Annotated in this window: 23 protein-coding genes and 1 riboswitch; of the genes, 6 read left to right on the plus strand and 17 right to left on the minus strand. The window is 68.7% G+C overall.

Annotated features, from left to right (window positions below):
* Window position 1: 1 nt before the first annotated feature.
* Window positions 2-946: a transporter substrate-binding domain-containing protein gene (locus ACSU1G_RS22245; RefSeq protein WP_439282205.1), complete on the minus strand. Its 945-nt coding sequence runs from the start codon at window positions 944-946 to the stop codon at window positions 2-4.
* A 206-nt stretch (window positions 947-1,152) separates the two neighbouring features.
* On the opposite strand from ACSU1G_RS22245, the gene ACSU1G_RS22250 reads away from it, so the two are divergent.
* Together ACSU1G_RS22250 and ACSU1G_RS22255 are read left to right on the plus strand one after the other, a co-directional pair.
* A complete protein-coding gene (locus ACSU1G_RS22250; RefSeq protein ID WP_439282206.1) occupies window positions 1,153-1,890 on the plus strand; it encodes an HNH endonuclease family protein in 738 nt (245 codons plus the stop codon).
* Window positions 1,891-2,064: 174 nt separating this feature from the next.
* Window positions 2,065-2,706 (plus strand): hypothetical protein, encoded by a 642-nt coding sequence (locus ACSU1G_RS22255; RefSeq protein ID WP_439282207.1) that lies wholly within the window; start codon window positions 2,065-2,067, stop codon window positions 2,704-2,706.
* Here ACSU1G_RS22255 and ACSU1G_RS22260 read toward each other — a convergent pair.
* Window positions 2,703-3,545, minus strand: a complete 843-nt coding sequence (locus ACSU1G_RS22260; protein ID WP_439282208.1) for a metal-dependent hydrolase — start codon at window positions 3,543-3,545, stop codon at window positions 2,703-2,705. The two genes, ACSU1G_RS22255 and ACSU1G_RS22260, sit on opposite strands and share 4 nt — an antisense overlap.
* Before the next feature lie 153 nt (window positions 3,546-3,698).
* On the opposite strand from ACSU1G_RS22260, the gene ACSU1G_RS22265 reads away from it, so the two are divergent.
* Complete coding sequence (locus ACSU1G_RS22265; RefSeq protein WP_439282209.1) at window positions 3,699-4,574, plus strand: enoyl-CoA hydratase-related protein; 876 nt, start codon at window positions 3,699-3,701, stop codon at window positions 4,572-4,574.
* A gap of 46 nt (window positions 4,575-4,620) precedes the next feature.
* Window positions 4,621-5,475: an SDR family oxidoreductase gene (locus tag ACSU1G_RS22270; RefSeq protein ID WP_439282210.1), complete on the plus strand. Its 855-nt coding sequence runs from the start codon at window positions 4,621-4,623 to the stop codon at window positions 5,473-5,475.
* Here ACSU1G_RS22270 and ACSU1G_RS22275 read toward each other — a convergent pair whose 3' ends face one another.
* The 12 genes from ACSU1G_RS22275 to ACSU1G_RS22330 all read right to left on the minus strand — a co-directional run bounded on the left by ACSU1G_RS22275 (window position 5,476) and on the right by ACSU1G_RS22330 (window position 14,879).
* The gene (locus ACSU1G_RS22275; protein ID WP_439282211.1) at window positions 5,476-5,952 is read right to left on the minus strand and encodes a prevent-host-death protein; all 477 of its coding nucleotides are present in this window, start codon (window positions 5,950-5,952) and stop codon (window positions 5,476-5,478) included. It abuts the gene before it with no gap.
* Window positions 5,953-6,088: 136 nt separating this feature from the next.
* Entirely contained in the window at window positions 6,089-7,573 is a 1,485-nt protein-coding gene (locus tag ACSU1G_RS22280; RefSeq protein ID WP_439282212.1) for an aldehyde dehydrogenase family protein, read from the minus strand.
* Between the two features lie 57 nt (window positions 7,574-7,630).
* The gene (locus ACSU1G_RS22285; RefSeq protein WP_439282213.1) at window positions 7,631-8,737 is read right to left on the minus strand and encodes an NDMA-dependent alcohol dehydrogenase; all 1,107 of its coding nucleotides are present in this window, start codon (window positions 8,735-8,737) and stop codon (window positions 7,631-7,633) included.
* A 141-nt stretch (window positions 8,738-8,878) separates the two neighbouring features.
* On the minus strand, window positions 8,879-9,289 hold the full coding sequence (locus ACSU1G_RS22290; protein ID WP_363351098.1) for a four-helix bundle copper-binding protein: 411 nt from the start codon (window positions 9,287-9,289) through the stop codon (window positions 8,879-8,881).
* Window positions 9,290-9,362: 73 nt separating this feature from the next.
* The gene (locus ACSU1G_RS22295; RefSeq protein WP_439282214.1) at window positions 9,363-9,620 is read right to left on the minus strand and encodes a DUF6480 family protein; all 258 of its coding nucleotides are present in this window, start codon (window positions 9,618-9,620) and stop codon (window positions 9,363-9,365) included.
* A 201-nt stretch (window positions 9,621-9,821) separates the two neighbouring features.
* Window positions 9,822-11,261, minus strand: coding sequence for an MFS transporter (locus ACSU1G_RS22300; protein ID WP_439282215.1), 1,440 nt, complete (start codon window positions 11,259-11,261; stop codon window positions 9,822-9,824).
* A 20-nt stretch (window positions 11,262-11,281) separates the two neighbouring features.
* Window positions 11,282-11,398: riboswitch (SAM riboswitch) on the minus strand.
* 172 nt (window positions 11,399-11,570) lie between these two features.
* Window positions 11,571-12,062 (minus strand): glutathione peroxidase, encoded by a 492-nt coding sequence (locus ACSU1G_RS22305; protein ID WP_439282216.1) that lies wholly within the window; start codon window positions 12,060-12,062, stop codon window positions 11,571-11,573.
* Window positions 12,062-12,484: an organic hydroperoxide resistance protein gene (locus tag ACSU1G_RS22310; RefSeq protein WP_439282217.1), complete on the minus strand. Its 423-nt coding sequence runs from the start codon at window positions 12,482-12,484 to the stop codon at window positions 12,062-12,064. Before ACSU1G_RS22310 ends, ACSU1G_RS22305 begins: the two co-directional genes overlap by 1 nt.
* Window positions 12,485-12,527: 43 nt before the next feature.
* Entirely contained in the window at window positions 12,528-12,965 is a 438-nt protein-coding gene (locus tag ACSU1G_RS22315; protein WP_439282218.1) for a MarR family winged helix-turn-helix transcriptional regulator, read from the minus strand.
* A 101-nt stretch (window positions 12,966-13,066) separates the two neighbouring features.
* On the minus strand, window positions 13,067-13,357 hold the full coding sequence (locus ACSU1G_RS22320) for a DUF4287 domain-containing protein (protein ID WP_439282219.1): 291 nt from the start codon (window positions 13,355-13,357) through the stop codon (window positions 13,067-13,069).
* Between the two features lie 23 nt (window positions 13,358-13,380).
* Window positions 13,381-14,478, minus strand: coding sequence for an aminotransferase class V-fold PLP-dependent enzyme (locus ACSU1G_RS22325; protein WP_439282220.1), 1,098 nt, complete (start codon window positions 14,476-14,478; stop codon window positions 13,381-13,383).
* 8 nt (window positions 14,479-14,486) lie between these two features.
* The gene (locus ACSU1G_RS22330; protein WP_439282221.1) at window positions 14,487-14,879 is read right to left on the minus strand and encodes a RidA family protein; all 393 of its coding nucleotides are present in this window, start codon (window positions 14,877-14,879) and stop codon (window positions 14,487-14,489) included.
* Between the two features lie 197 nt (window positions 14,880-15,076).
* Here ACSU1G_RS22330 and ACSU1G_RS22335 point away from each other — a divergent pair, with 197 nt between their 5' ends.
* Window positions 15,077-16,183, plus strand: coding sequence for an aminotransferase class V-fold PLP-dependent enzyme (locus ACSU1G_RS22335; RefSeq protein ID WP_439282222.1), 1,107 nt, complete (start codon window positions 15,077-15,079; stop codon window positions 16,181-16,183).
* 68 nt (window positions 16,184-16,251) lie between these two features.
* Window positions 16,252-16,515: a hypothetical protein gene (locus ACSU1G_RS22340; protein WP_439282223.1), complete on the plus strand. Its 264-nt coding sequence runs from the start codon at window positions 16,252-16,254 to the stop codon at window positions 16,513-16,515.
* Window positions 16,516-16,556: 41 nt separating this feature from the next.
* Here ACSU1G_RS22340 and ACSU1G_RS22345 read toward each other — a convergent pair whose 3' ends face one another.
* From ACSU1G_RS22345 to ACSU1G_RS22355, 3 genes are all read right to left on the minus strand, one after another.
* Window positions 16,557-17,192 (minus strand): hypothetical protein, encoded by a 636-nt coding sequence (locus ACSU1G_RS22345; RefSeq protein ID WP_439282224.1) that lies wholly within the window; start codon window positions 17,190-17,192, stop codon window positions 16,557-16,559.
* Window positions 17,189-17,440 carry a hypothetical protein gene (locus ACSU1G_RS22350; protein ID WP_439282225.1) on the minus strand — a complete coding sequence of 84 codons (252 nt, stop codon included), beginning with the start codon at window positions 17,438-17,440 and terminating at the stop codon, window positions 17,189-17,191. Before ACSU1G_RS22350 ends, ACSU1G_RS22345 begins: the two co-directional genes overlap by 4 nt.
* 65 nt (window positions 17,441-17,505) lie before the next feature.
* A complete protein-coding gene (locus ACSU1G_RS22355; protein ID WP_439282226.1) occupies window positions 17,506-18,270 on the minus strand; it encodes an Ltp family lipoprotein in 765 nt (254 codons plus the stop codon).
* Window positions 18,271-18,427: the final 157 nt, after the last annotated feature.

The following is an 18,427-nucleotide window of genomic DNA, read 5'->3' on the forward strand; positions in this document are numbered from 1 at the left end:
GTCATTCGCCGGACTCGGTCATCGGGTTCAGGGTCGGGGCCTCCACCGTGACGTCGTCCAGCTCCCACTCGGACATGATCCGGTCATACTCGCCGTTCTCGAAGATGCCCTCGAAGGCGGCGAGCATGGCCGGGGCGAGCTCGTTGTCCTTGGGCATGAACATGGCCAGCTGGTCCACGCCCGCGCCCTGCTCGTCCGACTGGACGAGGTACTCGAAGGTGCCCTCGTTCTGGGACTGGAAGTCGATGGCGGCGGTCTGGGTGGTCCCCGCATAGTCCGCGCGGTCGGACTGCAGGGCGAGGAAGGTGGAGTTGGTGTCTTCCAGGCCGATGAACTCGGGGGCCTCCAGGCCCTCGCCCTCGCACCACTCGGTGTAGTGCTCCAGCTGGCTCTCGGTGACGGAGCCGGTGACCCCGGCCACGCGGGCCCCACAGACGGCCTCCGGATCGCCCAGCTCGTCCTGCCGCTCGGCCAGGTACAGGTAGGAGGTGCGGGTGGTCATCCAGACCACGGCGTCGAAGTCCTCCTCACGCTCCGGGGTGGTGCGGACCGGGCCGTTGAAGGCGTCATAGCGGCCGGAGAGCATGCCGGTCAGCATGGCGTCCAGCCCGGAGGAGGTCTGGATGGTGAAGGGCACGCCGAGCTGCTCCGCGAGGGCGGCCTGGATGTCCGGGTCGATCCCCGTGATCTCGCCGCTCTCCTCGATGGTCCGGTAGGGCGGGTGGGTGTCACCGGCGATGGTGATGGCCCCCGCATCCTGGATGGCCTGCGGCAGCTGATCGTAGACCGGGGCCTCGGTGTTGACCTCGCCGGTGGTGGCCTCGGTGGCCCCGCCCGAACCGGGGCTGGCTTCACCGCCGGTGTCACCGCCTCCGGCGGAGCAGGACACGAGGGTGAGGGCGGCCAGGCCGGCCAGGGCTGCGGTGCTGAGACGGCTGAGCTTCATGGTGATCTCCCGGGTGAGTGAGGTGCATCACGGATGGAATGTTCGATGACAATATCATGTGGCTTGATATTAATCAGTAGTCGATTCCCTCGTGAATGGCGAATCAGGGGTGATCGCCGGACATCCTCTATTGTTCAGAACCTCAAGGGAAAGTGGGTACAGGCGTACGGCAGCCGGGATGCGTGGCATCGTGGGAGCATGCATCAATGTCCCAGGGCGGGCTCTGCCCACCCGTCCGTCGTATGGTGATGCGCCGGTACGCCGCCCTCGGATTGCTGCTGGCCGTGGGGTTGACGGGCTGCACCGTCGAGGAAGCAGGGGCCCCGCCCCCTGCCGAGTCTGAATCCTCCGACCCTGCCGTCAACCGGCCGGAAGCCCGGCAATCAGACGTCCTCGCCCAACTGGAGACCGTGGCTGTGAAGGGCCGGGCGCCCCGGACGGGGTATGACCGCGACCATTTCGGCCGCGGGTGGAAGGACCCGGACCGGAACGGCTGCGACGCCCGCAATGACATCCTGCGCCGTGACCTCGAGGATGCCGTGGCGAAGCCCGGGACGCAGGGCTGCGTGATCCTCTCGGGCCACCTCGAGGATCCCTTCACGGGGGAGGTCATCGAGTTCGTCCGCGGGCAGGACACCAGCACCGAGGTGCAGATCGACCACGTCGTCGCGGTGTCCGATGCCTGGCAGAAGGGGGCCCAACTCATGGACCCGGACGAGCGGGTCGAGTTCGCCAACGACCCACTCAACCTCCTCGCGGTGGACGGGCCCACCAACTCAGCCAAGGGCGACGGCGACGCCGCGACCTGGCTGCCGCCGAACCGCGGGTTCCGGTGTGACTACGTAGCCCGCCAGACGGCCGTCAAGGCCAAGTACGAGCTGTGGGTGACCTCGGCTGAGCGGGACGCGATCCACCGGATCGTCACGACGCAGTGCCCTGAATAGTTCATACCGGGGGTCAGGCCGGCAGGGGTCCATGAGTCTAGGAGGGATAGGAGGGGGCGCATCAGGGACGGGGCGCTGTCGGTAGGATGATCGGGTGACATGTGAGCGACACCCGAGGCGGTTCACCTCCAATGCCCTTCTGGGCCGGAATCCCCGCCCGTGTCTACTGCAAACATGAGTGCGGTGCAGCCCTCTCGCAATGTGCTTCGCGCTGCATGGATCATGGCCCGCGCGTTCACTCCCCACGCCCTGTTCGCACCGCTGGCGCTGCCTTGGACCCTGCTGTCGGTGATCGCCGGTGCCGTGCGCCGCGGGCTGTTCCTGGATCGGACCCGCACCGGCATGGTGCTCCTGTACCGCTCGGATCCCCTCCTCGACGTGTTCCTGGTGCTGCCGATCATGGGGGTGATCTTCGGCATCAGCCTCACGGTCCCGGTGCTGCTCTTCCTCCTGTTTCCCGGCCTGTGGACGCTGCTCACGATCCTCGGGGTGCCCGTGGTGCTGTTCCTCGGGGCCGTGTTCCTGCTGCCCCGTGGGGGAGGGGCAGTGTCCCCGTTCGGTGCTGAAACCCCTGCCGGGCCGCGATGGGAGCTCGCCGGCCTGGCGCAGCTTCCCGGCGCCCGCCTGACCGGAATCCAGCTCGCCCGGCGGGTGGTCAGCCAGGTCCCGCCGGCTGGGGCGGTGGTCGGTGCGACCGCCGGCACGCAGGCGCTGTACCGGCAGTACCTGCGTCACGGTTTCCATCCCGGGGCCAAGCACCGCGTGTACAAGGTCATCGGTGGACCACCACGCCCCACAGGCCCCGGCGAGTCCTAGCTGCTCACCACGCCGATCAGCGCCATCAAGAGACCCACCACCGCCACCAGCGAGACCACCGCGGCAAGGGCCCACTCGCGGCGTGAGCCGGTGGGGCCCAGGACCGGCACCTTCATCCGCCCGCCGCTGCTCCACAGCTCCTTGACCACCGGGATCCTGGTGAGGGCCTGCGGTGGCTTCAGGGCGGCGGGCCAGAGCAGGTTGCAACCGCCGTCCGTTAGCATGTCCCCGGCCACGTGCACCGCCGCGCCCAGGGCCACGGCTGCCACGAAGAGCCCACCCTGGTCACCCATCCCCACGGACACGAGGACGCCCAGGGGCACGGCCACCAGCCACGGGACCCTCCTGGCGCGGTCCGGCACGAACGTCAGCGCCTTGACCGCGAAGGAGGCCAGCAGCACGGTCCCCAGCCCGGCGCCGAGCTGCAGTGTGCCCGTGGTGGTCGGCACGGCCAGCAGGGACAGCAGCCAAGCCAGCAGGGTGAAGGCGGCCAGCCCCAGCAGCGAGTGGGTGCCGTTGCGGTGCCCACCGGCCACCGCGCCCACCTCCCGGCAGATCCACTCGGACACCGGCGGCAGGGAGTGCGCGATCGAGGCGTTGCGGTGGTCGGCATCCGGCAACAGGGCGGCGCCGGCGGCCACGATGGCGCCGGTGAGGACCCCCAGATCCGTGATCCCGTCCAGCAGCCCGAAGCCCAGCGGGATCGCTTCGGGCAACACCAGCACAGAATCTGAACCGAAGGGCCCGACGCCGGCCAGCGGCCCGAGCGGGACCGTATAGTCCGCGGCGAGCAGCACCCAGGCCGCCGCCCCGCAGGCGGCATGGTGCGCTCCCATCATGGGCGGGGCTCCTCCCGGTCAGGTGTGTGCGTGGGCAGCTATCCATCAGACCACGAGCCGCGGACGCGCTAAGGGTGACTCCGTGCCATGATCGGAGGATGAGACCGGCATCACGCCACGGGGGCCGGCTCGCCATCGTCAAGGAGCCACTCCATGTCACAGGACATCGTCGTCGAGCTGCAGGACGCCGTCCTCACCGTCACCCTGAACCGCCCCGCCAAGAAGAACGCCCTGACGGAGCAGATGTACGGCACGCTCGCCGGGGCGATCGAGCGCGCGGAGGATGATCCGCAGGTCAGGGTGGTGGTGCTCCGGGCCGAGGGAGACCTCTTCAGCGCGGGCAACGACATCGCGGACTTCTCCCGCCTGGCCGCCCAGATCACCGAACAGACCACCCCACCGACTGCCGGCCAGACAGCCGACCAGGCTGCCGGCCACACGCCCAACCGAACCTCGGGCACCCCGGGCGAGGGGCCGGCGTCGGGCGTCACCGGACAGATGGCGGTCTGGCGGTTCCTCCACGCCCTGGCGGCCAGCACCACGCCGATCGTCGCCGCGGTCCAGGGCAAGGCGGTCGGGGTGGGGACCACCATGCTGCTGCACGCGGACTACGTGGTCCTGGCCGAGGGGGCCACCCTCATCACCCCGTTCGTGGACCTCGCCCTCGTGCCGGAGGCCGCCTCCACCGTGTTGCTGCCCCAGCGCATCGGCCACGCCCGCGCCTTCGGGATGTTCGCGCTCGCCGAGCCGCTGTCCGCCGAGGATGCCGTGGCCTCGGGCCTGGCGAACCGGCTGGTCCCGGCGGCGGAACTCCACGAGACGGCGCAGCAGGTGGCCGCGACCCTGGCCGCCCGGCCACCGGGGTCGCTCGCCGCCACCAAGCGCCTGATGCGGGACGCGGAGGGACTGACCGCCATCATCGACCGCGAGGTGGCCGAGTTCGCCGGGCGTCTGGGCAGCCCGGAGGCCCGCGAGGCCTTCGCCGCCTTCGCCGAACGACGGAAACCGGACTACTCCCGGTTCACCTGACCACGACCCCCAGACCACCCGACCACCCGACCACGGAGGGATTCCCATGACCGAGACCACCGCCCGTCCCAACTCCGAGCGGGCCCTGGCCGGCCGCACCCTGCTGATGTCCGGGGGCAGCCGGGGCATCGGACTGGCCATCGCCCTGCGAGCCGCGCGGGACGGGGCGAACGTGGCCCTGCTGGCCAAGACGTCCGAGCCGCACCCGAAGCTCGAGGGCACCGTGTATTCGGCGGCGGAGGCCATTGAGGAGGCCGGCGGGCAGGCGCTGGCGATCGTCGGGGATGTGCGCGACGACGGCTCGGTCGCCGATGCGGTCGCCCGCACCGCGGAGCGCTTCGGCGGGATCGACGTGGTGGTCAACAACGCCAGCGCCATCGACCTGTCCGGCACCGCCGAGCTGCCGATGAAAAAGTACGACCTGATGCAGGACATCAATACGCGGGGCTCGTTCCTGCTGGCCAAGACGGCGCTGCCCTGGCTGGAGACGTCCCGGGCTGCCCACATCCTGACGCTGAGCCCGCCGCTGAACCTCAACTCGCAGTGGGCCGGGCGGCACCTGGGCTACACGATCGCCAAGTACGGGATGTCCCTGGTGACCCTCGGGCTGGCCGAGGAGCTGCGCGGGCAGTCGATCGCCGCAAACAGCCTGTGGCCGCGGACCACCATCGCCACGGCGGCCGTGCGCAACCTGCTCGGTGGGGAGCAGATGGCGGCCCGCTCCCGTACCCCGGAGATTATGGCCGATGCCGCCTGGGAGATCCTCACGCGGGACCCGGTGGAGTGCACGGGGAACTTCTTCCTCGACGACGAGGTGCTCGCCGAGGCCGGGATCACCGACCTCTCGGTCTACGGCGGTCCGGCGGAGACCCTGGAGCGGGACCTGTTCCTGGACGGGTAGTCAGGTTGAGGGCCGTGAGAGGCGGGGGCGCTCGACGGCCGGCATCTCGTCGAACCACTCAACTTCGGTGCTGTGTAGGCCGGCAGCAATCGCGGTGGCGGTCTCTCGCCATGAGGTCAGTTCGGCGATGGCCAAGTGAGGTTGTTCTGTAGAGAACGATGCTCGGGCAGCGTCGAGAATCTGCTGCGCACAGGTGTTCCTGTCCTCCTCAGTGAGGGCCAGCATCCAGGGAAAGAGCTTCGTCATTCGTTCCGCGAGCGTGCCGTTGGAGTCGGTAGCGGCCGCGATGAGCTGGGCGGCGAGTTCCAAGAGCTTCCGCCGCGCTTGATCGTGGCTGTCCGTCATCAAGACGAGAGACTCTCCATCGCGCCGCGTGACTGTGACTGGATGGTCTGAAGCAGCTGCGAAGACCTCCGCAGAAGCGCGGCTGAGATCTGAAGACTTGAATTCAGTTTGGGGTGGAAGGAGAGTGGGCATGGTCGAATCATAGTTCAGAACATGATCTGAATAAAGTGTGAGGCCGCTGAACTTGAACCCGCAGTGGGCCGGCCGGCACCCGGGCTAGACGATCGCCAAGCACGATGGCGGGTGCTGTGCTGGGGACAGGCCGCGGTCAACCCTCCAGATTCAGCACGATCGACTTGGTCTGCAGGTACTCGTTCAGCCCCTCGGGGCCATTCTCGCGGCCCCAGCCGGAGGCCTTGACGCCGCCAAAGGGGACCGCCGGGTCCATGAGGCCCCAGCCGTTGATCCAGATGATGCCGGCCTTCAGGCGCGAGGCCACCCGCTGACCCTTCACCGCGTCGCCGGTCTGGACGCCTCCGGCCAAGCCGTAGGCCGTGCCGTTCGCCACCGCGATGACCTCTTCCTCGGTGTCGAAGGGCTGCACCGTGAGCACCGGCCCGAAGACCTCGCGCGCCACCGCCGGATGGTCCTCCCGCACGTCCACCAGGACCGTGGCCGGATAGAAGTACCCCGGCCGCTCGGGATCGGGATCCCCGCCGACGAGCAGACGAGCACCGGCGGCCACCGTGTCCGAGACCAGGGCCGAGACCCGGTCGAACTGCTTCTGGCTGATCAGGGGGCCGAAGACTGACTCCGGGCGGGTGATGTCACCCCAGGGGATGCTGGAAACGGCCTGCGGTAGCCGTGCGAGGACCTCCTCGTACACCGGGCGTTCGACGTACAGCCGGGAGCCGGCCATGCAGAACTGTCCCGCGTTGAAGACGAACGACTGGATCACCGTGTCGATGGCGCGGTCCAGGTCCGCATCCGCGAACAGGATGTTCGCCGAGTTCCCGCCCAGTTCGGAGACGACCGGCCGCAGGTTCTTCCCGGCCTGGCCGGCCACACGGGCACCCACCTCGGTGGAACCGGTGAAGGCCACCTTGTCGACCTCCGGGTGCCCCACGAGGTGGTCGCCCAGTGCGGACCCGACGCCCGTGACGACGTTGAAGACGCCGTCCGGGACGCCCGCTTCCTGGAGGATCTCGGCCATCTTCAGCGAGGAAAGCGGGGTGTCGTCGGCGGGTTTGAGGACCACGGAGTTTCCGGCGGCCAGGGCCGGGGCGACCTTGGACGTGGAGAGGATCAGGGGGAAGTTGAACGGCGTGATGGCCGCGACGACGCCCAGTGGCTCCCGCTGCACCGTGGCGAGGACGCGCCCCGGGGTCTGGCGGACGGAGCCGTCGAGCTGCTGGGCCAACATCCCGTAGTACTCGAACGTCTCGGCCGCACCGTTCACGTCGACGGCCGTGGCCATGGCGATCGGCTTGCCGGCGTCCTGGCTCTCGATCCGTCCCAGTTCCTCGGAGCGCTCGCGCATCAGGCGGCCGACCTCGAGCAGGATCCGGGCCCGTTCGCGCCCGGGCAGTCCCGACCACACCCCGGAGTCGAAGGCGGCGCGGGCGGCGGTGGCGGCGGCGTCCACATCCGCGATGGTGGCGCGGGCGACGTCCGTCAGCTTCTCCCCGGTGGCGGGTGCCTCGACCGCCATGAGGCCGGCCCCGGTGGCGTCCCGCCATTGCCCGCCGATGAAGAGCCGGCCGGTGGGGAAGGGGTTCTCGCTGACGTGCGGTGAGGTTTCGGTGACGGTCATGGTGGCGTCCTTCGCGGTGGTGGCGGGTGGTGGCGCGCAGGGGAGGGTGGGCTGCGCTCAGTGCTTGATGAGCCCTCGGATGTTCTTGCCGGCCTTCAAGTCCTCGTAACCCTGGTTGACGTCCCCCAGGGCGTAGGTCCGGGTGATCAGGGCGTCGAGGACCAGCTGTCCCTGCTGGTAGAGGGAGAGCAGGCGCGGGATGTCATAGGTGGGGTTGCAGTCACCGAAGAGGGTGCCGCGGAGCGTCTTCTTGAACAGCGCAAGGATGGTGCCGGGGACCGTGACGGAGGGGTCCTCGAGGACTCCCATGCTGGTGACCACCGCGGTCCCACCCTTGCGGATGGCCTCGAAGGCCGCCGACGTCACCGGCTCCTCGAGGTGTCCCACGGTCACGATCGCCTTGTCCGCGCCGACGCCGAGCGTGAGGTCCCGGGCCAGCTCGGCCGCCTCGGCGGCGTCGGCGACCGCGTGGGTGGCCCCCAGTTGCAGGGCGGTCTCCCTCTTGAACGGCTCGGGATCCACGGCGATGATGTTCGCGGCCCCCGCATGGCGGGCCCCCTGCACGGCGTTGGAGCCGATCCCGCCGACCCCGTAGACGATCACGGTCTCACCGGGGCGGACGTCGGCGGCGTAGACCGCCGAGCCCCACCCCGAGGGGACGCCGCAGCTGACCAGGGCGGCCTTGTCCAGGGGGATGTCCTTGGGGATGGGGACCACCGAGTTCTGATGCACGACCCCGTACTCGCTGAACGTGCCCAAGGAGTTCATGCCGCCGTACTGGCCGTGCTCCCCGGTGAAGACGAAGCGGTCCCCTGGCAGGCTGCCCACCAAGGCGTTCGCGCCCAGATCGCACAGGGCCTGCTGGCCGGTGGCACACCAGCGGCACGTGCCGCAGTTGGGGATGAAGGAGCAGACCACGTGGTCGCCCTCCCGGACCCGCGTCACCCCCGGCCCGACCTTCTGGACCACTGCCGAGCCCTCGTGTCCGCCGACGAGGGGCAATCGCGCCTCGGAGTCACCCTGCAGGATGTGGAGGTCGGAGTGGCACAGTCCCGAGTAGGCGTATCGGAGCAGGACCTCTCCGGGGCCGGGCTCGGAGAGGTCGAGCTCCTCGATCCTGAAGCCCTTGCCGGGTTCCACGATGACGGCCGCGCTGCTCTTCACTCTGCCTCCTGGTGGGTCACATGACGTTCAGGCGCACTCCAAGCACAGTCGCTGGAATGAGATCCGTATCACTGTGGACCCTAGGGAGGTGTACTGGAGGCTGCAATGGCACTTTCACCTGGAAGAAGGGAGGTCCTGTCCTCAGCCCAGAGACTCGAGCAGCTCGGCACACGCCTGCTCGCACCGGCGGCACGCCTCGGCGCAGACCGTGCAGTGCGCGTGCATCTCGGCATGCTGGCCGCACTCATCGGCGCACACCCGGCACGCGGTCCGGCAGGCCTCGAGCAAGGCACGGGTGGTCTCGGCGTTGTTGCCGGTCTGGCGGGAGAGGACCCGGCCCGTGGCTGCGCAGAGGTCTGCGCAGTCCAGGTTGAACCGGATGCACTGCCGGAGGTCGGCGACGTTGTCCTCGGCCAGGCAGGCGTCCGCACAAGCGGTGCAGGTCTGGGCGCACTCGAAACACGCCTCGATGCACTGGGCCAGCTTCTCTCGGTCGATCGTGCCCAAGTCCTTCGGATAGGTCTCGAGCATCGAACTCACGTGATGGGTCATGACATCCTCCTTGGACGGGCCAGGTCGGTCGGCGTGATGAAACGATCGGTGGTGGCAACGCCTCGGCGGACGCTCAGAACAGTCCGGCGATCGAGCCGGCGATCCAGAAGCCGACGAAGACCAGGACCAGGACCAGCAGGGCCACCAGCCAGGCCTTGTTCTTGGCACCGACGCCTCGCTGGTCCTTGTCGAGCTCGTTGTTGGTGGGCTCCGCGCTGGTGCCCTCGGCTGGCGGGGTGTCCCCGTCGATGCTGTGGCCCGACGTCTCACGGGTGGCCTCGGCCGGGTTCTCGGAATGGCCTCGGGCCTCTTCGGGGTCGATGGTTGACACGGCTACCTGCCTCCTGCGGTCGGTCATGCGGGGCATGCGTAAGCACAGGCTAACAAGGCCCCCGGCCCGCAGAGAGGGTAGGTCTGCGGCGCCTTTGAAGCACGACCCGCGGCCCAAGGGCACCCTGATGCCTCCGGCCCATGACAGGCCGCGAGACCCGACTGACGCTGATTCCTGCCGCGGCAAGAGGTGACGCTGGCGTCAGGCGCGCAGTTGGTCTGCGGTAACGGGTCCGCTCGTGAGCGCCGCGAAAGCGGGGTCGGCATCTGGAGAAGGGCTCTTGAGCCGGTCCGGGTCCCACTTGATGAGGGTGGCGGTGAGGAAGCCGACGAACGGCACGGCGGCCATGGCCATGATCGCCCCAGAGGTGCCCAACCAGGCCTGCAGCAACGGGAACAGGAACAGGCCCGCAGCGGCGCCGATGTTGCAGAAGGTGGTTGAGACGCCCATGCCCAGGCCTCGGAGATGACTCGGATACGCGAGCGCGGACAGTGCCGCACCACCCGGGGCGGCCAACCCCGCGTGGAAGAGGATGAAGAGGGACGGCAGCAGGATGGCCACCGCCAGGGGAGCGGACTCGAGCGTGAGCCCGAAGACCACGAGAATCACCGCGCAGGCGGCGAAGCCGATCTGGATGGCGCCGCGGATGCGCAGTCGGGACGCGAGGCCGGCTGCGGCGAAGCCGCCGACGATGCCCAGGACGTTGAACGCTGCCGCTCCGAGGGTGGCTCCCGCGAAGCTCTCGCCGAACAGGGTCAGGGCGATGATCGGCAGGTACCAGCCGATCGCGTAGTACTGGCAGGCCTCGGCGAACCAGGCGACGTTGGCCAGGACGGTGCGTCGCAGGTAGGGCGCGCGGAACAGCGTGGCCAACCGGCCGGCGTCGTGCTGGGTGGTTCCGGTGACCGAGCCGTCTGGGGCGGCGGTGACCGCGGCGCCGGGGAACTCGTACATCCGCTGCAGGGCGGCGGCGGCCTGGGCGTACCGGCCCTTGGAGGCCAGCCACCGCGGGGACTCCACCAGCACGGCCCGCTGGGAGACGAGGAGCGCCAGTGCGACGACGGCGCAGCTGCCCAGCAACCAGCGCCAGATCGAGGTGCCGACCCCGAGGTGGTAGATGCCGAAGGTGAAGAGCAGGTTGGTGGTGGTGGCCACGTACCACATGCCCTGCCAGCGGTTGAGCTTGCTCTGGTGCCGTGCCGGCAGGAACTCGGAGATATAGGTCAGCAGCGCTCCGAAGTCCATGGCCCAGGCCACGCCGGCGAGCACGCGGGAGAGGATGAGGATCTCAAAGCTGCCCGCGGACAGTCCGATCACCATGGCGACCAGGGCGAAGGCCTTGGCTGCCAGGAGGATGTTCAGCCGCCCGAACTTGTCCGCCAGGCCTCCGGCGAAGGGGCAGACGAAGATCGCCACGAACATGTAGGTGCTCGTCACCAGGGAGACCTGGACGGGGCTCAGGCCCAACTCGCGGGTCAGCGGATCGAGACCGGAGGCGAGGGCCGCACCGGCGTAGGCCTCGAAGAACACCCCACCCAGGCCGAGGATCCACACCCACTTCATGGCCGGCCGGGTGCGGCCGATGTCCAGGCCGTGGACCACGGATGCCTCGGAGTCGATTCTCAGTGTGGACGTGCTCATGGCCTGTCTTCCCTACCTTGGCTCGCGTCTTGCCCGCACCAGTGGGCTGCGGGCCGAATCCTCACCTGGGGCACCCCGCACGTGCGGAGGGTTGCCGGCCACGGAACCAGGGTTCGCTGTGTGTGGCACTCGTGATTCGCCGCCGACGCTATCGGCGGGGCGGGCCCGGGGCATGCCGGCGGTCATGGTCCGTCATCCTGGCGGTGTTTGAGCCGATCACCCGGGTGCAGGGGACGGAGATGACGCCGTGAGACGCAGGCTGGCCTGCCAGGTGCTCCAGGACCTCAGCCCGCCGGCACCTCCAGGACCTCAGCCCGCCGGCACCTCCAGGGCCGCCTCGATCGCTGAACGCATCTTCTCGGGGCCGGTGGCCGGGGCGAAGCGTTCGAGGACCTTCCCGTCCCGGTCGACGAGGAACTTGGTGAAGTTCCACTTGATGGCCCCGCCGAGCAGCCCGGAGGTCTCCTTCTTCAGCCAGGCGAACAGGGGGTGGGAGCCGGAACCGTTGACGTCCACCTTGGCGAACATGGGGAACTCGACCCCGTAATTCAGCTGGCAGAACTCGCTGGCCTGAGCGTCCGTGCCGGGCTCCTGGTTCGCGAACTGGTTGCAGGGGAAGCCGAGCACCACCAGGCCCTGGTCCTTGTACTCGGCGTAGAGCTCCTGCAGGCCTTCGTACTGGGGCGTCAGGCCGCACTTGCTGGCGGTGTTGACCACCACGGCCACTTGGCCGGCATAGTCCGCGAGCGGCTGGTCCTGACCGGCCACGGTGGGGGCGGTGAAGTCGTAAAGGGTGGGCATCAGTCCTGCACCACGTTCACATGGACCTCGATGTTGCCGCGGGTGGCGTTGGAATACGGGCAGACCTGGTGGGCCTGGTCGGCGAGCTCCTGGGCCTGCTCGGCGGGCAGGTTCGGCACGACCACCTCGAGGGTGACCTCCAGGCCGAATCCGCCGGCGCCGTTGGGGCCGATGCCCACTCGCGCGCCCACGCTGGACTCGCCCAGGTCAGCCTTGGCTTTGCGGGCCACCATCTGCAAGGCGGAGTGGAAGCAGGCCGCGTAGCCGGCGGCGAAGAGCTGCTCCGGGTTCGCGCCGTCGCCGGTGCCGCCCATCTCCTGCGGGGTGGCCAAGTCCAGGTTGATTTTGCCGTCCGCGGTCTGGGTGCGGCCGTCGCGGCCGCCTCCGGTGGCCAGGGCTTCGGCGGTGTAGATCGTCTGCATGGGGATCTCCTGATGGTGGTTGCGTGGGCGTGTGGGGAGCTGGTCAGGTTGCGGCCACGAAACGCTGGGAGAGGTCCCGCAGCGCGAGCAGGTCTGCGGTGGAGAGCCCGACGGCGTCCAGCAGGCACCGCTGGACGTCCACCGCGCGCTCGCGGAGGGTCTCACCCGCTGTGGTCAGCCGGACGGTCACTCGGCGGGAGTCGGTGGTCTGGCGCTCGCGGGTGATGAACCCGTGCTCGTCCAGACGGCGCAGCAGCGGCGAGAGTGTGCCGCTGTCCAGGTGCAATCGCTCGCCGAGCTCCGAGACCGACTGCCCGTCTTGCTCCCAGAGCACCAGCAGCACCAGGTACTGCGGGTAGGTCAGGCCCAGTTCGTCCAGCAGTGGCCGGTAGGCCTGCTGGGCTGCCCGGGCCGCCGAGTACAGGGCGAAGCAGACCTGGTCCTCCAGGTGGAGGTTCGGTGGGGCTTCGGGGGTGCTCATGCAGGAAGTATTGCGTACAATTCAGTTGTGTGCAATAGAAGGCTCGAGGAGGGGGTGTCGAGGACGGTGCAACCGAGCCCGTGGCGGGCCCGCATTCCGGGTCAGGACGGTTTGCTGGCCTGGCCGTCCAACCAGAGCGTGTCCGAGGAGTCGCGGTGTGAGCCGGAGGTTCCCACGTGTTTGGCGTCGATCTGAGGGCCCTTCTGGATGACGTGGACCAGGGCCATGCCGTGGCCCCGGCCGAGTCCGTAGTCGGTCTTGAGCCAGTCCAGGATCTCGCCCGCCTTCACGGAGTCATCGCTGTACCCCCGGGCCTGCGCGATCTCGAGCAGCTGGCGCGGGGTGAGGCCGGTCTTGTTCTCAATGGCGTCGAGATAGGCCTGGAATGACATGGAACCTCCTGGGTCCTCGGATTTCACCGACCGGCGAGCGCCGTCTCGAGCGCCTCGGCGAATCGATCCACCTCGGCAGTCGTATTGTAGAAGTGCGGGGAGACCCGCACCAGGCCCAGCTTCTCCACGACATGGACACCGGCTCGCAGTAGTTCGGCCGTGATGGCCGCGGAATCCTCGGTACGGAAGCTGACGATCCCAGCCTGGGCATCCGCCGGGGTGATCGGTTCAATGCCGAGCGCGCGGATCGCATCCGCGGTCCGCCGTGTCAGTTCATCCACGCGTCCGTGGATCACCGGCCATCCCACGCTGCCGAGGAACTCCAGCGTCGCATCAAGGACGTACAGCCCCGGATAGTTCGGATCGGCGTACCCGAAGTCCGTACTGGGTGGCTTGTTCCGGTAGCCCCGGTAGGCCGGCGTGAGCTTGTCCCGCGCCCGCTCCCGGAACACGCCGATCCCGGTGCCGAAGCCCGAGAGCAGCCACTTGAACACTCCGGCTGCATACACATCCACGTACGTGAGGTCGACGGGGAGCGACCCCAACGCCTGGATGCCGTCGACGACGAGCAGGGCATCGACCTCTCGGCACGCTCGCCCCAGACGGTCCAGGTCCAGCCGGGTGCCCGTCACCGTGTTCACGTGGGACACCGCGAGGACCCGCGTGCGGCTTGTGATTGCCTCCAGCAGCCGGTCCTCCCGCTGGGGTTCCGTGCCCGGGTCGACGCGGACGACGCGGCCCCCGGCCGCTTCCGCACGGACCCATGGCCACACCACCGAGGGGAAGTCGTCAGCAGCGACGACCACCTCATCGCCCGCGTGCCACTCCATGCTGTTGGCGGCGAGGTTGATCACCTCGGTCGTGTTGCGGAAGAAGCTGGCATCCTTCACGGGAACATCGAGCAGTGCCGCCACGCGCTCCCGGGCACGCACGCCGAGAGCCATCCAGAGCCGCTGGCCGTCAGCGCCCATGCTGGCCACGTCGTCGTAGTAGACCGCCGCCGCGGCCGACTGGCCGCGCCACGCCAGACCGGCACCGCCGGAGTTGAGGTAGGCGCGGCCGTGCAGATAGGGAAACCCTGCCCGGATGCTGGCCAGCCGGCCGTCGTCGAGCCCCGTCATCCTGGCGCTCAGCGTTCGGAGGGGATGCGGGCGACCGCCTGCACCTCGACCTTGGCGCCAGGGACCATCAGGTCGGCGACGATGACCGTGGCGCTCGCGGTGCGTGCTTCACCGAAGAACTCGCGCTTGGCGTCGTTCACCACATGCCCGTCGGCGGGGTCGGTGAGGTAGGTCGTCACGGAGAGGACATCCTGGGGGCGTGCCCCGGCGGCGTCCAGCACCTTGCCGATGTTGGCGTAGACCTGCTGGGCCTGGGCCCCCGCGTCGTCTCCGCCGACCACCTCAAGGTCCACGCCGGTCGGGCCGCACCCGGACAAGTAGAGCAAATCCCCGGACCGCACCGCGTCGGTGTAGTGACCGATCGGCGGATGGTGATTCTCAGCGCGGATCTCTTGTCTCATGGGCTTCTCCTCAGGTTCGGGGTCAGCTGTCGCACTCGCTCCAGCGCCGGTCAGCACATGGCTGCAACCCGCTCGGTGCGGGTTTTTTCTGATCCTAGGTAGCTTCAGGAGGCAGCGGCATCCTGGTTCCGTCCCGCGAAATGCGCGTTGACCCCTGATGTGAACGCCGGAATGGTGTCTCGAAAAGGAGACGTGCTGTGGATGAATGGCAGGCGAGAGTCGAGAGCGATTTTGCCTATCGCGAGGGATGGGTCTATCTGCAGTCTGCGGGAGCTGGTCTGGCCTTCCCGGGTGCTGCGGAGGCAGCAGGTCAGTACTACCGTGATGTAGCGCTCCTGGGCTGCGATGCGCAGCCGAGTTGGCGCCAAGCGGCCACGGGCGCGAAGCAACGGACGGCTCGGCTCCTGGGTGTGTCCGAGGAGGAGGTCGAGTTCTTCCGCAACACCAGCGAAGTCATCAACCTCGCCGCGGCCAGCGCGAGCTGGCACCCCGGTGACGAGGTGGTGGTGGCAGCCGACGACTATCCCTGCAACGTCCTACCGTGGGCGAACGCCGAGGCAGCGGGCGTGAAGGTCGTCCGGGTCCAGCCGACCGCACCCAGCACACGTGAGCAGCAGTTGCTCGAGGCGATCACACCGCGCACCCGGGTCGTGTCCGTATCCCACGTGCACCCGTGGACCGGAACGATGCTGGACCTGAACCGACTGGGCCGCGCCTGCCGAGACGTGGACGCCCTACTCGTGGTGGACGGCATCCAGGCGCTCGGTGCGGTGCCCGTGGATCTGAGCTACGTGGACGTCTACGGTGCCGGGGTCTTCAAATGGTTGATGTCCGGCTTCGGCACCGCGATCGGTGTCTTCCGCGAACGCGCCCGGGAGGCGCTCACGCCCATCTTCCGCAGCTACGGCAATCCCGCTCCGAGCACCTCGTTCAGTTATGCGGCACCGAACTTCCCGGGGCTGTACGTCCTGGACGCGACGCTCGAATATCTGGAGGACCTCGGATGGCCGAACATCTTCGCGCGCGTCGAGCAGCTCACCGGCGAGGTCCTCACCGCCTTGGACGGCATCGGGGTCGCCTCGATCACGCCGCGTGATGTGCGCGCGGGGATCATTGCTCTCGACCACGTTGGAGACTCCGCCCTCGTCGCGCACGAGCTGCGGCAACGGAAGATCTCGGCGTCGGACAAGGCGGGGCGCATCCTCGTTTCGCCGCACTTCTACAACACTCCCGAGGACATTGCTCGGTTCGCCGAGGCGCTGTCGGACGTTCTGGTGACGTCCAGTCCTTCGTTGAGCGGCTGAGCGTCTCGTTGGTTCTGTGCAAGACGGCTAGCGTGGCAAGAGCAATGGCCACGGTGGGGGAGTACGGGATGAAATGGTTGTTAATCGAGGCATTGGAAATCCTCCGGGGAACGGATGCGAATGACACCCGGCCTAAGGCCCGGGGGCGCCGTGCCCACGCCCGCGTCCTGGCGATGATCAACTTCGCCGACGAGACGGCTCGGCTCAGTCGCGAACAGCACATCGCCAACCTGCTGGCGTTGGCGAAGACGGACCATGCCGATGCTGATTGGGCGTTAGGCGAAGCCCGGCGGATGCTGTCCGAGCAAAATGAGGGCAGCTCGGGGCCCTAGCGCTGACTGCATTGACCGGGCGCCCCAGGACGACTCCAGCCTCAGTGAAGAATGCTGACGGTGCTCGTCAGCGCGGTCAGGCTGGGAAACCGAGGGGTGGAACTGAAGCCGAAGTCCGCTGGTGGATCCAGGTCCGCCAGGGCACCCAGGTTTTCCCCGTCCCAGGCCGCGCGGGAGGCGGACAGGCGGTGCAGGTCCCGGGCGGCGTACCACTCGGTGCGGTCGTTGCCCGCGGTGCCCACGGTTCGCACCCCCGGCATCACCACCCGGGCCACCCGGTCCGTGACCCGGGCTATGGTCAGACTCGTTCCCACGGGGCCGGGCACCGCTCGCAACAGGTGCCCCAGTGGCTCACGCCGCCCCACCTCGAAGGACCAGTCCAGCGGCCCCGCGGTGACGTGCCAGCGCGAGCCGGCGGCAGCGCCGGCGTCGGGTCCCTGTACCCTGACGGGCACCTGCTGCACCTCGTCGAAGGTGTAGGTGGCGGAGACGAAGTCGGCCACCCACGGATCGGGGGCCAGCAGGATGCGGTGCCCGTCCTGGCGCTGGACCATGACGTCCGCGAACGGCCCGTGCGGGGACTTGTTCCAGCATCCGAGCACCAGCCGCGTCCCGCCGGTGGTCCCGGCACCGGCGATGTGGCCGGTGAACCTCAGGCGCGCCCTTCGACTGCTCACATGCTCCTCCGGGCCGAACCAGTGTTCTCGCTGATCTCGCGCAGGTATCGCACCACGAGGTTGAAGAAACCCGCGACGGCGATCAGCGCCACGAGTGCGAAGATCACGGAGGCGACGCACAGGATGACGAAGAAGTTGAACCCGTAGCCCTCCATCCCGAAGTAGCCCGGGACCACGGAGGCTGCGCCACCCGTGATGATGGAGCCGATGGTCCCGACAGCAAACCAGCTGCCGACGCTGTCCGACATGGTGGAAGCACATCCGTTCTGGAGTGGGGCGAGGGGAGTGGCCCGGTCAGACGGGGCCACTCCGACTACAGGCCTGTCTGGCTCACACCATACTGAGCCTGCTCCTGCGAGTAGCCCTCGAAGACCAACTGGTCGATCAGGCCCTGGCGTGAGAACGAGGTGTAGTCCAGATAGTCCGCGGCGGACTTGGCCGCCTGCTCGTTCCAGTCGACCTCTACGCGGTCCACGGCCCATGTGGCATCAGCGGTCGAGTAGTCCTCGAACTCCAGCTGGCCGATGAGCCCGCTCCGGGAAAACGCGGTGTAGTCGAGGTAGTCCTCGGCCGACCGCAGCGCGTTCTGCTGGCTCAGGGTGCCACGTTCGGCCTCGGCCTCAGCTGCAGCGGCGGCTTCCTCGGCGGCCCGAGCTTCCTCAGCTGCCTTGGCCTCCTCCTCGGCCTTCTTCGAAGCTTCCGCCTCCTCCGCCGCCTGAGCCTCGGCTTCGGCCTTCTCGGAAGCCTCGGCCTCCGCGCGGGCCGACTCCTCGGCTTCCTGCGCCGCCTCCTCCTCAGCGGATGCGGTGGCTTCGGCGAGCTGGACGTCCTCCGTGGCTGACGGCGTGGCCGACTGGCTCGAGGGAGCGGCCGCCGGATCCGGGTCGTCGCCACCACCGCTGGCCAGACCGGCGATGATGAACAGCGCCAGGACCCCGGCGGGGATGATGGCGCGCTTCTTCTTGTACCAGGGGCGGGCGGCCCTGGCAGCTGACTTGGCGGCCTTGCCGTCGGGCGGAGTGCCGCCGGTCGTCGGGTCCTGGCTGTATCCGTGAGGGGAGGGCTGGTTCTGGTTCATGGGAAGGTCCTTCATGAGGATCGCGTGGGAAGCGATAGACGGTGCGAACCGGTGCCGCGGTGGGGTCCCGCCGTGCCGGCTCTCCGGGTCTGCCGGAACAGAGACCGAGGGAAGGCCCGCCTGTTGGCGGGATCGATCTGGTTGGGACGCTACGGAT

Source organism: Microbacterium sp. A93, assembly GCF_051842835.1.